This window comes from Pseudomonas sp. BW7P1 (assembly GCF_024981055.1).
GTDB classification, from domain to species: domain Bacteria; phylum Pseudomonadota; class Gammaproteobacteria; order Pseudomonadales; family Pseudomonadaceae; genus Aquipseudomonas; species Aquipseudomonas bananamidigenes.
In genome coordinates, this window is the sequence record NZ_CP103374.1 from 5507469 (window position 1) to 5521578 (window position 14110).

A 14110-nucleotide genomic window follows, 5' to 3' on the forward strand; every position below is an offset into this window, starting at 1 on the left:
ATGTCTCGTTCCGAAACCTTGTTTGCCAATGCCCAGAAACACATTCCCGGTGGCGTGAACTCGCCGGTTCGCGCGTTCAGGAGCGTTGGCGGCACTCCGCTGTTCTTCAAGCACGCCGAAGGTGCCTATGTCACCGACGAAGACAACAAGCGTTACGTGGATTACGTCGGTTCCTGGGGCCCGATGATCCTCGGCCACAGCCATCCCGAGGTGCTGGACGCCGTGCGTGACCAGCTGCAGCACGGCCTGTCCTACGGCGCGCCGACCGCGATGGAAACCGAGATGGCCGATCTGGTCTGCTCGCTGGTCCCGTCGATGGAAATGGTGCGCATGGTCAGCTCCGGCACCGAAGCGACCATGAGTGCGATCCGCCTGGCCCGTGGCTTCACAGGCCGTGACAGCATCATCAAGTTCGAAGGCTGCTACCACGGTCACTCCGACAGCCTGCTGGTCAAGGCCGGTTCCGGCGCCCTGACCCAGGGCGTGCCTAGCTCGGCTGGTGTACCGGCCGCCTTCGCCAAACACACCCTGACCCTGCCGTTCAACGACATCGACGCCGTTGAGAAAATGCTCGCCGAGGTCGGCCAGGACGTGGCGTGCATCATCGTCGAGCCGGTGGCCGGCAACATGAACTGCGTGCCGCCGGCGCCGGGTTTCCTCGAAGGCCTGCGCTCGCTGTGCGACAAACACGGCGTGGTGCTGATTTTCGACGAAGTGATGACCGGTTTCCGTGTCGCCCTCGGCGGCGCCCAGGCTCACTACGGCGTGACTCCGGACCTGACCACCTTCGGCAAGATCATCGGCGGCGGCATGCCGGTCGGCTGCTTCGGCGGCAAGCGTTCGATCATGGAGCGCATCGCGCCACTGGGCCCGGTCTATCAGGCGGGCACGCTGTCGGGCAACCCGCTGGCGATGGCCGCCGGCCTGACCACCCTGCGCCTGATCAGCCGTCCGGGTTTCCACACCGAGCTGACCGACTACACCACTCGCCTGCTCGACGGCTTGCAACAGCGCGCCGACGCGGCGGGCATTCCCTTCGTGACCACCCAGGCCGGCGGCATGTTCGGTCTGTACTTCAGCGGCGCTGACGACATTGTGACTTTCGAAGACGTGATGGCCAGCGATGCAGCGCTGTTCGGCCGCTTCTTCCACCTGATGCTCGAGGGTGGCGTGTACCTCGCTCCGAGCGCATTCGAAGCCGGTTTCACCTCGATCGCCCACGGCGAAGCGGAGCTGAAACTGACCCTCGATGCTGCCGAGCGCGCGTTCGCCAAACTGAAGTAATGGCTTGATCGCTGACGTTGGCCATTGCCAGCGTCAGCTTTAACCTACATTCCAGCGTTTTCTCCGACGCTTCTGCCAACAATCTCCCGCAAACCGGGTGATCTATGCCCCACACAGCAGAAAATCGAGTAAAGACTTTGTAAGGTGGCCCCTGCTTATTTCATAATGCGCGCTTATTGGATCCCTCGACGGGTCCGCGCGCCCTTCAGAGGTAAGTCGATTCCCATGAACCGCACCGGCCGCACCCTTGCCTTGGGCTGCCTGTTGCTCCTTCAGCCGCTGCTCGCACATGCACAGGCAGGCGGCAACTCGTTGTTGATCCCGGCGATGGGTCGCTGCACCCTCAATACTCAGCCGCAAGATGTCACGCAGGCCCTCGCCGCCTGCCAAAAGGCAGCGGATGAAGGGGATGCGCAAGCGCAATACGAGTTGGGTGAGTTTTACTACGACGGCAAGAATGCGCCGCGCGACCTCAATCAAGCCCTGAGCTATTTCGAAAAGGCCTCGCTGCAAGGCCACGCCCAGGCGCAATTCAAGCTCGGCACCATGTTCTTCCACGGTGAAGGCGTGCAGGCCAACAACATTCAGGCTTACATCGTGCTGAAGATGGCCGCGGTCAACGGCGCCGAAGATGCGCTCGACACTGCTGACGAAGTCTCTGAAAAGATGTCCCGCGAAGATCTCGAGACCGCAACCCAGGTCCTGGGGCAAATTTTCCGTAAATACCTGATGGAACTGCAGAGCGCCGACGGGCGTACGCCGTTCTCGCCCCTGCCTTAACGCCTTTCCCGCCCCGCTTACTTCTCGGGCATCGGTACCGGGAACGGCATCACATTGCCAACACCGCCGCGGGCTTCGCTGATTTTCGGCGTACCGAGACGCTCCACTTCGTCGATGCGCACGATCGAATGCATCGGCACAAAGCTGCGCACCACGCCTTCGAACTGAGCCTTGAGCTTCTCTTCGCTCGGGTCGACGACCACCTGAGTGCGCTCGCCAAAGACGAACTCTTCCACTTCCAGAAAGCCCCACAGATCACTCTGATAAATCTGCTTGGCGTACATTTCGAACACCTGGCCCTGGTTGAGGAAAATCACCTTGTAGATTGGAGCTTCGCGTTTGGTCATGGCGGGCGGACAACACATCGGGGTAAAAATGAGGGCGCGAACTATAGCATAGCCGCCGGACGCGCAACGGTAGGAACCTGGGGACATGTTCCCTATAATGCGCGGTTCTTTGAACCACGTGACGACCCTATTCCATGGCCAAGAAGCTTTATATCGAAACCCACGGTTGCCAGATGAACGAGTACGACAGCTCGCGCATGGTCGATCTGCTGGGCGAACACCAGGCCCTGGAAGTCACCGCGCGCGCCGAAGACGCCGACGTTATTCTGCTCAACACCTGTTCGATCCGCGAACGCGCCCAGGACCGGGTGTATTCCCAGCTCGGCCGCTGGCGCGAACTGAAACTGGCCAACCCGGAGATGGTGATCGCCGTCGGCGGTTGCGTGGCCAGCCAGGAAGGCGCGGCGATCCGTGATCGCGCCCCGTACGTCGACGTGGTGTTCGGCCCGCAGACCCTGCACCGTCTGCCGGAAATGATCGACGCTGCGCGCATCAGCAAGCTGCCGCAAGTCGACGTCTCGTTCCCGGAAATCGAAAAGTTCGACCACCTGCCCGAGCCTCGCATCGACGGCCCGAGCGCCTACGTGTCGGTGATGGAAGGCTGCAGCAAGTACTGCACGTTCTGCGTGGTGCCTTACACCCGCGGCGAAGAAGTCAGCCGGCCATTCGACGACGTGATTGCCGAAATCATCCACCTGGCCGAGAACGGCGTGCGTGAAGTGACCCTGCTGGGGCAGAACGTCAACGGCTATCGCGGCCTGACCCACGACGGGCGCCTGGCGGACCTGGCCGAACTGATCCGCGTCGTGGCCGCTGTCGACGGCATCGACCGCATCCGCTACACCACCTCGCACCCGCTGGAGTTCTCCGACAGTCTGATCCAGGCTCACGCCGAGGTTCCGGAGCTGGTCAAGCACCTGCACTTGCCGGTGCAATCCGGTTCGGACCGGATCCTGGCGGCGATGAAACGCAACCACACGGCACTGGAGTACAAGTCCAAACTGCGCAAACTGCGCGCCGCCGTACCGGGCATCTGCATCAGCTCGGACTTCATTGTCGGCTTCCCGGGGGAAACCGAGAAAGACTTCGAACAGACCATGAAGCTGATTGCGGACGTCGGTTTCGACTTTTCCTACTCGTTTGTCTACAGCCAGCGCCCTGGCACCCCGGCTGCCGACCTGGCCGACGACACCCCGGAAGAACTGAAGAAAGAACGCTTGAACGCCTTGCAGCACCGTTTGAATCAGCAAGGCTTCGAGATCAGCCGACAAATGGTCGGCTCGATTCAGCGGATTCTGGTAACCGACTATTCGAAGAAAGACCCCGGCGAGCTGCAAGGGCGTACCGAGAATAATCGTATCGTCAACTTCCGCTGCGACAATCCGACCCTGATCGGACAGTTCGCCGACGTGCACATCGATTCGGCACAACCACACTCGCTGCGCGGCTCGTTGATTCAGTGACACCGCAAGGAGACCGCGCCAGAGGGCTGAATCGGTGCCAGGCTTTTTAAGAGCTTTCGCACCCACGCCACTGGCGTTATCCTTGATTTCATCCCAATTGCCCCAGGGCGGCTAAATACGACCTTGAACGCACCCATAGAACCTCATCGTTTCATCCTCGAGCCTTTTGAGGCTCGCCGCTTCGCCAACCTGTGCGGGCAGTTCGACGAGCACCTGCGCCTTATCGAACAGCGCCTGGCCATCGAGATCCGCAATCGCGGCAATCAGTTCGAGCTGATCGGCGAACCCAAACACACCACTTCCGCGGAAAACCTGATTCGTCGCCTGTACCGGGAAACCAAGGGTTCAGAGCTGTCACCGGATACGGTTCACCTGTTCCTCCAGGAGTCGGCCGTCGAGCAACTGGACAACCACGCTCCCGCCGAAGCCTCCGTCGCCCTGCGCACCAAGAAAGGCATGATTCGCCCCCGCGGCCTGAATCAGCTGCGCTATGTGAAGGAAATCCTCGGCAACGACATCAACTTCGGCATCGGCCCGGCCGGTACCGGCAAGACCTATCTGGCCGTGGCCTGCGCCGTGGATGCTCTGGAGCGCGAGCAGATCCGTCGCATCCTGCTGGTGCGTCCGGCGGTCGAAGCGGGTGAGAAACTCGGCTTCCTGCCCGGCGACCTGTCGCAGAAGATCGACCCGTACCTGCGACCGCTCTACGACGCGCTCTACGAGATGCTCGGCTTCGAATACGTGGCCAAGCTGATCGAACGCCAGGTGATCGAAGTCGCGCCGCTGGCCTACATGCGCGGTCGCACACTGAACAACAGCTTCATCATTCTCGACGAGAGTCAGAACACCACCATCGAGCAGATGAAGATGTTCCTGACCCGGATCGGTTTCGGCTCCACGGCGGTAATCACGGGCGACATCACTCAGGTCGACTTGCCGCGCGGCACCAAGTCCGGCCTTCATCATGTGATCGAAGTCCTGAAGGATGTGCCGGGCATCAGCTTCACCCACTTCCAGCCCAAGGACGTGGTGCGCCATCCATTGGTGCAGCGCATCGTCGAAGCCTACGAGCGCTTCGAGACGCGTGCGGTTGATACAGCGCCAAAGGACACTCGCCACGATGCTTGAGCTTGACCTGCAAATCGCGACCGAAGCGTCTGCGCCGACCGAAGCCGAATTTCGCCGATGGTGCGAACTGGCCCTGCGCCAGCGCACCGCCGACTCGGAAATGACCATTCGCCTGGTCGACGAACAGGAAGGCCGGGAACTGAATCACACCTGGCGTCACAAGGATTACGCGACCAACGTCCTGTCCTTTCCCGCCGAGGTACCCGACGAGTTTCTCGACATCCCGTTGCTGGGCGATCTGGTGATCTGCGTGGCCGTGGTCGAACGCGAAGCGGCCGAACAGGGCAAGGCACTCGATGCCCATTGGGCACATCTGGTCATTCACGGCTGCTTGCATCTGCTTGGTTACGACCATATAGAGGACGAGGAAGCCGAGGAAATGGAAGCACTGGAACGCGAATTGCTGGCCGAACTGGGTTATCCCGATCCGTACGCGGACGACGAAACCGAAACATCTCCTATCGTTACAACAAAGGATTCAGAGTAATCGCTATGAGCGAAGATCGATCGAGCAACGGGCAGAAGTCCTGGCTGGGTAAACTGACCCAGGCTTTTGCCCACGAGCCGAAGAACCGCCAGGAGCTGCTGGAGCTGCTGCGCGATGCACATCAGAACAAACTGCTGGACAGCGAAGCGCTGGCCATCGTCGAAGGCGCCATCCAGGTGGCTGACCTGCAGGTGCGCGACATCATGGTGCCGCGCTCGCAGATGATCAGCATCAAGGCGACCCAGACACCCCGCGAATTCCTCCCCGCCGTGGTCGATTCGGCCCACTCGCGCTACCCGGTCATCGGCGAAAGCCATGACGACGTGATGGGCGTGCTGCTGGCCAAGGATCTGCTGCCGCTGATCCTCAAGGAGAACGGCGACAGCTTCAACATCAAGGACCTGCTGCGCCCGGCCACGTTCGTGCCGGAGTCCAAGCGTCTGAACGTGTTGCTGCGTGAATTCCGCGCCAACCATAACCACATGGCCATCGTCATCGACGAATACGGCGGCGTGGCCGGTCTGGTGACCATCGAAGACGTGCTCGAGCAAATCGTCGGCGACATCGAAGACGAGCACGACGTCGAAGAGGACAGTTACATCAAGCCGCTGCCCAGCGGTGATTTCCTGATCAAGGCCCTGACGCCGATCGAGAACTTCAACGAGTTCTTCGACAGCGAATTCTCAGACGACGAGTTCGACACCGTCGGCGGGCTGGTGATGAGCGCGTTCGGGCACTTGCCAAAACGCAACGAAATCACTGAAATCGGCGCCTATCGTTTCCGCATCCTGAACGCCGACAGCCGTCGGATTCACTTGCTGCGACTGACGCCAATCGCCCGGTAAACATTAAGGATTGGGGTATGTCATCAGCTATTTCCTGCATCGCGTTACGCCTGAAAGCGGGCCAGGCAAGGCGCAGTCCGTAGGGAATGGCATTCCCTTTCCAAGGACTGCAACGCAGCATGGCCCGCTTTCAGGCGTAACCCGCAGGGCCGGGCCTGCTGTTACGCAGGGCTGCGTTACTCGTCGTTCATTTGAAAAACCAAACTTCACTCCTCGCGCCTTGCCCTGCGTAACAGCAGACCCGGCGCGATACAGGAAATAGCTGATGACATACCCCCTGCGCTGGACAACCCGCCCCGGCTGGCCCGGTAACCTGCTGGCCGTGGCGGCCGGCGCAATCACCACCTTCGCGCTGGCGCCGTTCGATCTCTGGCCGCTTGCATTGCTGGCGGTCGGCCTGTTCTATGCCGGCCTGCGCGAACTGAGCCCGCGCCAGGCACTTGGCCGGGGCTGGTGCTTCGGTTTCGGCCTGTTCGGCGCCGGCACCAGCTGGATCTACTACAGCATCCACCATTTCGGCGGCGCTTCGGTGCTGCTGGCCGGGTTCCTGATGCTGATCTTCACGGCGGCCATTGCCTGGTTCTTCGCCCTGCCCGCGTGGCTGTGGGCGCGCTGGTTGCGTCGCAACGAGGCGCCGCTGGCCGATGCCCTGGCGTTCGCGGCGTTGTGGGTTGGCCAGGAAGCGTTTCGCGGCTGGTTCCTCACCGGTTTCCCGTGGCTATATTCCGGTTACAGCCAGCTCGATGGCCCGCTGGCCGGGCTCGCGCCGGTGGGCGGGATGTGGCTGGTGTCGTTCGTGCTGGCACTGACTGCTGCGCTGATCTACAACGCACCACGTCTGCTGCAGACCGGTCGCAAAGGCTTTATCGCCGCCGGGCTGGTGCTGCTGGTCGGCCCTTGGGCGGCGGGCATCGCCTTGAAGGGCCATGCCTGGACCAGCCCTTCCGGCGCACCACTGACTGTTGCCGCGATTCAGGGCAACGTCGAGCAAAGCATGAAATGGGACCCGGCACAGCTCAACGCGCAACTGGCACTGTACCGTGACCTGAGTTTCCGTTCGAAACCGGTGGATCTGCTGATCTGGCCGGAAACCGCCGTCCCGGTGCTCAAGGAGTCCGCCGAGGGCTACCTGAACATGATGGGCACCTTTGCCGCCGAGCGTAAGTCGGCACTGATCACCGGCGTACCGATCCGCCAGACCGTTCGCCACGAAAAACGCTTCTTCAACGGCATCACCGTGGTCGGCGAAGGTGATGGCACCTATCTGAAACAGAAACTGGTGCCGTTCGGCGAATACGTACCGCTGCAGGATCTGTTGCGCGGGCTGATCGCGTTCTTCGATCTGCCGATGTCCGATTTCGCCCGCGGACCGGCCGAACAGCCGCTGTTGCAGGCCAAGGGTTATCAGATTGCGCCGTTCATCTGCTATGAAGTGGTGTATCCGGAGTTCGCAGCAGGCCTGGCCGCACACAGCGATCTGCTGCTGACCATCAGCAACGACACCTGGTTCGGCACCTCCATCGGCCCGCTGCAACACCTGCAAATGGCGCAGATGCGTGCGCTTGAAGCCGGACGCTGGATGATTCGCGCCACCAACAACGGCGTGACCGGCCTGATCAACCCGTTCGGCCAGATCACCGAACGCATTCCGCAGTTCGAACAAGGCGTGCTGTATGGCGAGGTGGTGCCGATGCACGACCTGACGCCGTATCTGCAGTGGCGCTCGTGGCCGCTGATCATCCTGTGCGTGGTGCTGTTTGGCTGGGCGCTGATGACCAACCGGATGTCCAAGACCCTCTGAAGCAACAACGGTCGCCGTGGCGAGGGAGCTTGCTCCCGCTCGGCTGCGCAGCAGTCGTCAGAGCAGCGGGAGCAACCGCTCTCGCCACAAGTCTGTTCAACGGTAGAACAACGAGTAACCGACTTGCCCCACCGCCTCGTTCATCAATTGCCCGCTCTGCCAGATCGACTTGAACTCCGGCAGCCAGCCACCGAAAGGTCGCGCATTGTCGGTACCGAGAAAGCCGACCGGCGCCGGCACCACTTCGAATCCGGCCTGTTGATAACTCCACACGGCACGCGGCATGTGCCAGGCCTGGGTCACCAGCACGATACGTTTGACCCCTTCCGGCAACAGCACCCTGGCGCTGTACTCGGCGTTCTCCCACGTAGTACGGCTTTCACCCTCCTGCCATTTCACCGTCACGCCGAAATCATCGCGCAACGAATCGGCCATCAGTTTCGCTTCGGTCGGCGGCGTTCCGTAATGCAGGCCACCGCTGGTCAGAACCGGCAGGCCTGACGCCTTGGCCAGGCGTGCCGCATAACGCTGCCGTTCGAGCCCGACGCCGGTCGGTTGATCCTCACCCCAGGCCAGATCACCGCGCTCACGTCCGGAGCCCAGCACCACAATCGCGTCGGCACGTTGCGCCAGGCTTGTCCACGCTTCCCGGGCCAGTGGCGGCTCACGTTCCAGCGCCTTGGCGCCCCATTGCACGACCACCGGCAGGCTCATCAGCCAGAACCCGCCAAAACCCAAGGCAAAACACAATCCGGCCAGTCGCGGCCGTGAACGCCGCAACCACCAGGCGACGAGCAACAGCAGCAAGAGAACGCCGGGCGGCAACAACAGTTGTTTAATGAAATAGCGAAAAGGCATCGGGCATCTCCAAAGATGCCCGAAGCCTAAGTGGGTTGATACAGCGCGACAACCGGCAGGTGCGGATCTCGTTGAAAAAGATCCGTTTCTTGACCTGCCACGGGTTTACTTGGCCTGCAGGGTACGGACCTTGACGGGATCTTTGCCGGGCGCCTTGTCCTTGAGCCAGATGACCTTGGCCGAGTGGACTGCATCGAGTTGCTTCACTGCCTGTGACAGGTATCCGTGGGATTCACGCTCACTGCGATCCAGATAGGCCTTGACCAGATTGAACTCGGCGGGGCTCAAGCCACGCAATTCCAGCTCCAGGGGACGCTCGTCGCGCAGCCGTCCAGCGGTTTTCGCAGCGTCCAGGGCCATGCCCAGACGATCGATCAACCGCTCGTACAACTCGGGTTTGGTTATGTTTCTTTGCCGTGACTCCACCATCCCTCACCTCATTGAAGATAAGACTCACTCCCCAGTTAGAGCTTAGCTTCGCTGCACAAACCGGCTGCGCGCCGCGACCAACGGCCCTCGCCGCGATTTCAGCGGGTCAAACGGCTGCAATCAGGGTTTCCCTAGGCCAAGCGCGGTCATGTATGCTACGGCGCTTCCTGTAACTCCACTTCCAGCCCGTCCGGCCCGCTCCGGATGTCGCATTGAAGAGGATTAGGCCACCCCCTATCCAGTACAAAAGTAGCCATGCACGAACAATATCAGCCCCGTGAAATCGAAGCCGCCGCCCAGTCTTTCTGGGACGAGCAAAAGTCCTTTGAAGTCAGTGAACAGCCAGGCAAGGAGACTTACTACTGCCTGTCGATGTTCCCTTACCCCAGCGGCAAGCTACACATGGGGCACGTGCGCAACTACACCATCGGTGACGTGATCTCCCGCTACCAGCGCATGCTGGGCAAGAACGTACTGCAACCGATGGGTTGGGACGCCTTCGGCATGCCGGCGGAAAACGCCGCGATGAAGAACAATGTGGCCCCGGCCAAGTGGACCTACGAAAACATCGCCTACATGAAATCCCAGCTGCGCAGCCTGGGCCTGGCGGTGGACTGGACACGCGAAGTCACCACTTGCAAGCCGGAATACTACCGCTGGGAACAATGGCTGTTCACCCGCCTGTTCGAAAAAGGCGTGATCTACCGCAAGAACGGTACCGTGAACTGGGACCCGATCGACCAGACCGTTCTGGCCAACGAACAGGTGATCGACGGTCGCGGCTGGCGCTCCGGCGCGCTGATCGAAAAGCGCGAAATCCCGATGTACTACTTCAAGATCACCGCTTATGCGGATGAGCTGCTGGAGAGTCTCGATGAACTGGATGGCTGGCCGGAACAGGTCAAGACCATGCAGCGCAACTGGATCGGCAAGTCCCGCGGGATGGAAGTGCAGTTCCCGTACAACGTCGACTCGATCGGCGAAAGCGGCACCCTGAAAGTCTTCACCACCCGTCCGGACACCCTGATGGGCGCAACGTATGTTGCCGTGGCTGCCGAGCATCACCTGGCCGCCCTCGCCGCGAAGAACAACCCTGAGCTGCAAGCCTTCATCGCCGAATGCAAGGGCGGCAGCGTTGCCGAAGCCGACGTCGCCACTCAAGAGAAGAAAGGCCTGCCGACCGGCCTGTTCGTCGAGCACCCGCTGACCGGTGAAAAACTGCCGGTGTGGGTCGCCAACTATGTGCTGATGCACTACGGCGATGGCGCGGTCATGGCTGTGCCGGCTCACGACGAGCGCGATTTCGAGTTCGCCCACAAGTACAACCTGCCGGTCAAATCCGTGGTGCGCACCAGTTCCGGTGACACCAACCCTGCGCCATGGCAGGACGCCTACGGAGAACATGGCACGCTGATCAACTCCGGCGAGTTCGACGGCCTGGACTTCGCCGGCGCGTTCGACGCCATGGAAGTCGCCCTGATCAAGAAAAACCTCGGCGCCTCGCGCACCCAGTTCCGCCTGCGCGACTGGGGCATCAGCCGTCAGCGCTACTGGGGTTGCCCGATCCCGATCATCCACTGCGATGCCTGCGGTGACGTGCCGGTGCCGGAAGACCAGTTGCCGGTCGTGTTGCCGGAAGACGTGGTACCGGACGGTGCCGGTTCGCCGCTGGCGCGCATGCCCGAGTTCTACGAATGCAACTGTCCGAAATGCGGCCAGCCTGCCAAACGTGAAACCGACACCATGGACACTTTCGTCGAGTCGTCCTGGTACTACGCCCGTTACGCTTCTCCGCACTTCGAAGGCGGCCTGGTGGAAAAATCCGCAGCCGACCACTGGCTGCCGGTGGATCAGTACATCGGCGGTATCGAACACGCCATTCTCCACCTGCTTTATGCGCGCTTCTTCCACAAGCTGATGCGCGACGAAGGCCTGGTGAGCTCCAACGAGCCGTTCAAGAACCTGCTGACCCAGGGCATGGTGATCGCCGAGACCTATTATCGTCGCGAAGCCAACGGCGCCTACACCTGGTTCAACCCGGCGGACGTGGACCTGGAACGCGACAGCAAAGGCAACGTAACCAGTGCCAGACTGAAAACCGACGGCCTGCCGGTGGAAATCGGCGGCACCGAGAAGATGGCCAAATCGAAGAACAACGGCGTCGACCCGCAATCGATGATCGACCAGTTCGGCGCGGACACCTGCCGTCTGTTCATGATGTTTGCCTCGCCACCTGACATGAGCGCGGCGTGGTCCGACTCCGGCGTCGAAGGTGCGCACCGCTTCCTCAAGCGCGTCTGGCGCCTGGCTCAGGCGCACGTGATTCAGGGCCTCCCGGGCAAACTGGACATCGCCGGCCTGAGCGACGAGCAGAAAGCCGTTCGCCGCGCGACTCACCAGGCCATCAAGCAGGCCAGCCACGACGTCGGCCAGAACCACAAATTCAACACTGCCATCGCCCAGGTGATGACGCTGATGAACGTGCTTGAGAAAGCCGCCCAGGCCACCGAGCAGGATCGAGCACTGGTCCACGAGGGCCTCGAAGCCGTGACCCTGCTGCTGGCTCCGATCACGCCGCACATCAGCCATGAGCTGTGGAACCGCCTGGGCCACGCTGACCCGGTGATCGACGCCGGCTGGCCTGTGGTCGATGAAAGCGCACTGGTGCAGGACAGCCTGACCCTGGTCATCCAGGTCAACGGCAAACTGCGCGGCCAGATCGAAATGCCGGCCGCCGCCACCCGTGAAGAAATCGAAGCCGCCGCACGAGCCAATGAAAACGTGCTGCGCTTCGTCGATGGCCTGACTATCCGCAAAGTGATCGTAGTGCCCGGGAAACTGGTCAATATCGTCGCCAGCTAATTGGATCGGGCGCCGGGCTTGCCTGGCGCCCTGTAAAACCTTTCGGGCCGTAGAGCCGGCCCACATGGTTTCAAGGGGAGCAACACAATGATCAAACGCAACTTGCTGGTGATGGGCCTCGCGGTCCTGTTGAGCGCCTGCGGTTTCCAGCTGCGCGGTACCGGCACCACCGAACTGACGATCAAGGAACTCGATCTGAGCGCCCGCAACGCCTACGGCGAAACCGTGACGCAACTGCGTCAGCTGCTGGAGGCCAGCGGCGTCAGGATCGTCTCCGGTGCGCCATACAAGCTGTACCTGGCCAATGAGCAGGAAAACCAGCGCATCCTCAGCTACGCCGGTGCCGGCCGTACGGGCGAGTATCAGGTAAGCACCGTGCTCAATTACGACATCCGTGGCGAAAACAACCTGCTGCTCAAAAGCGACAAGCTTGAAGTGCAAAAAGTGTTCATCCATGACGGCAACAACCTGGTGGGCTCCGATCAGGAAGCCAACGATGCTCGCCGTGAAACCCGCCGCGAACTGGTACAGCGCATGATGCTGCGTCTGCAGCAACTGACGCCGGCTCAGCTGGATGCCTTGCAGCAAACCGCCAATGCACGGGCCAAGGCTGAAGCCGACGCTCTGGAAGCGGCGCAGAAGGCTGAAGCGGAAACGCCGCAGCAGTCTCCGCTCGAACTGCCGCAGCAATAAGAAGTCCGGGGCGCTCAGGCGCCCCGTTCGTCCTTTCTTATGAAGCTCGCTCCCGCCCAACTCGGCAAACACCTGCAAGGTGTTCTCGCGCCGGTCTATATCATCAGCGGCGATGACCCGCTGCTGTGCCAGGAAGCGGCCGACGCCATTCGGTCCGCTGCCCGTCAACAAGGTTTCGATGAACGCCAGGTGTTCGCCGCCGACGCCAATTTCGATTGGGGTACACTGCTGCTGGCCGGCGCCAGCATGTCGCTGTTCGCTGAAAAGCGCCTGTTGGAACTGCGCCTGCCTTCCGGCAAGCCTGGTGACAAGGGCGCAGCCGCACTGATCGAATATTGCTCGCGCCCCGCAGAGGACACGGTGCTGCTGATCAGCCTGCCCAAGCTGGACGGCAGCGCGCAGAAGACCAAGTGGGGCAAGGCACTGGTCGAGGGTCAGCAGACCCAGTTCATCCAGATCTGGCCGGTGGATGCCAATCAGCTGCCGAGCTGGATTCGTCAGCGCCTTTCCCAGGCCGGACTGTCGGCCACCCAGGATGCAGTGGAACTGATCGCCGCGCGGGTCGAAGGCAACCTGCTGGCTGCCGCGCAGGAAATCGAAAAGCTCAAGCTGATGGCCGAGGACGGGCAGATCACCCTCGAAACCGTGCAGGCGGCCGTGGCCGACAGTGCGCGCTTCGACGTGTTCGGCCTGACCGACGCGGTACTCAACGGCGAACCCGCTCACGCGCTGCGCATGCTCGAAGGGCTGCGCGGTGAAGGGGTCGAACCGCCGGTGATTCTCTGGGCCCTGGCCCGGGAGTTGCGCCTGCTGGCCAACATTTCCCTGCAATACAGCCAGGGCACGCCGCTGGACAAGTGTTTCAGCCAGGCAAAACCACCGGTCTGGGACAAGCGCAAGCCGCTGATGAGCAAGGCCCTGCAACGCTACTCGGCGCCACGCTGGGCGCAATTGTTGCTGGAAGCCCAGCGCATCGATGCCCAGATCAAGGGACAGGCGACCGGTTCGCCGTGGATGAGCCTGAGTCGACTGGCATTGTTGATGGCAGGTCAACGCCTGACATTACCCGCCGAATGAAATTCGGGATCGCCCTGTGTGCGATCCCGCATTTCCTACAGAACCTGCCGCCTTCG

General features: G+C 61.5%; 13 protein-coding genes. 10 read left to right on the forward strand and 3 right to left on the reverse strand.

The genetic code is table 11. The features are described 5' to 3' along the window. A complete protein-coding gene (gene hemL / locus NWV16_RS24830; protein ID WP_260521128.1) occupies positions 1-1284 on the forward strand; it encodes a glutamate-1-semialdehyde 2,1-aminomutase in 1284 nt (427 codons plus the stop codon). Positions 1285-1509: 225 nt separating this feature from the next. Continuing rightward, positions 1510-2064, forward strand: a complete 555-nt coding sequence (locus NWV16_RS24835) for a tetratricopeptide repeat protein (protein WP_003228518.1) — start codon at positions 1510-1512, stop codon at positions 2062-2064. A 17-nt stretch (positions 2065-2081) separates the two neighbouring features. On the opposite strand, the gene NWV16_RS24840 is transcribed toward NWV16_RS24835, so the two are convergent. Beyond that, positions 2082-2411 (reverse strand): DUF1820 family protein, encoded by a 330-nt coding sequence (locus tag NWV16_RS24840; RefSeq protein WP_007958692.1) that lies wholly within the window; start codon positions 2409-2411, stop codon positions 2082-2084. Positions 2412-2545: 134 nt separating this feature from the next. Here NWV16_RS24840 and miaB point away from each other — a divergent pair, with 134 nt between their 5' ends. The 5 genes from miaB to lnt all read left to right on the forward strand — a co-directional run bounded on the left by miaB (position 2546) and on the right by lnt (position 8135). Further along, positions 2546-3874, forward strand: coding sequence for a tRNA (N6-isopentenyl adenosine(37)-C2)-methylthiotransferase MiaB (gene miaB / locus NWV16_RS24845; RefSeq protein ID WP_065259604.1), 1329 nt, complete (start codon positions 2546-2548; stop codon positions 3872-3874). A gap of 123 nt (positions 3875-3997) precedes the next feature. Beyond that, positions 3998-5002, forward strand: a complete 1005-nt coding sequence (locus tag NWV16_RS24850) for a PhoH family protein (protein WP_065259603.1) — start codon at positions 3998-4000, stop codon at positions 5000-5002. Beyond that, on the forward strand, positions 4995-5489 hold the full coding sequence (gene ybeY, locus NWV16_RS24855) for an rRNA maturation RNase YbeY (RefSeq protein WP_260521129.1): 495 nt from the start codon (positions 4995-4997) through the stop codon (positions 5487-5489). The genes NWV16_RS24850 and ybeY overlap by 8 nt, the downstream gene beginning before the upstream one ends. A gap of 5 nt (positions 5490-5494) precedes the next feature. After that, positions 5495-6334 (forward strand): HlyC/CorC family transporter, encoded by an 840-nt coding sequence (locus tag NWV16_RS24860; RefSeq protein ID WP_007909641.1) that lies wholly within the window; start codon positions 5495-5497, stop codon positions 6332-6334. Between the two features lie 277 nt (positions 6335-6611). Beyond that, positions 6612-8135: an apolipoprotein N-acyltransferase gene (gene lnt / locus NWV16_RS24865; protein WP_260523584.1), complete on the forward strand. Its 1524-nt coding sequence runs from the start codon at positions 6612-6614 to the stop codon at positions 8133-8135. 96 nt (positions 8136-8231) lie between these two features. Here the strand turns inward: lnt and NWV16_RS24870 are convergent, their stop codons facing one another. Both NWV16_RS24870 and NWV16_RS24875 read right to left on the reverse strand, forming a co-directional pair. Continuing rightward, a complete protein-coding gene (locus NWV16_RS24870) occupies positions 8232-8993 on the reverse strand; it encodes a YdcF family protein (protein WP_065259601.1) in 762 nt (253 codons plus the stop codon). Positions 8994-9098: 105 nt separating this feature from the next. Continuing rightward, positions 9099-9422 (reverse strand): hypothetical protein, encoded by a 324-nt coding sequence (locus tag NWV16_RS24875; protein ID WP_260521130.1) that lies wholly within the window; start codon positions 9420-9422, stop codon positions 9099-9101. Between the two features lie 255 nt (positions 9423-9677). Between NWV16_RS24875 and leuS the strand changes: the two genes are divergently transcribed. The 3 genes from leuS (at position 9678) to holA (ending at position 14054) form a co-directional block, all read left to right on the forward strand. Further along, entirely contained in the window at positions 9678-12284 is a 2607-nt protein-coding gene (gene leuS / locus NWV16_RS24880; protein ID WP_260521131.1) for a leucine--tRNA ligase, read from the forward strand. Between the two features lie 87 nt (positions 12285-12371). Further along, positions 12372-12977 carry an LPS assembly lipoprotein LptE gene (lptE, locus tag NWV16_RS24885; protein WP_260521132.1) on the forward strand — a complete coding sequence of 202 codons (606 nt, stop codon included), beginning with the start codon at positions 12372-12374 and terminating at the stop codon, positions 12975-12977. 39 nt (positions 12978-13016) lie between these two features. Next, complete coding sequence (gene holA / locus NWV16_RS24890; RefSeq protein ID WP_260521133.1) at positions 13017-14054, forward strand: DNA polymerase III subunit delta; 1038 nt, start codon at positions 13017-13019, stop codon at positions 14052-14054. The last annotated feature ends 56 nt before the right edge of the window (positions 14055-14110 follow it).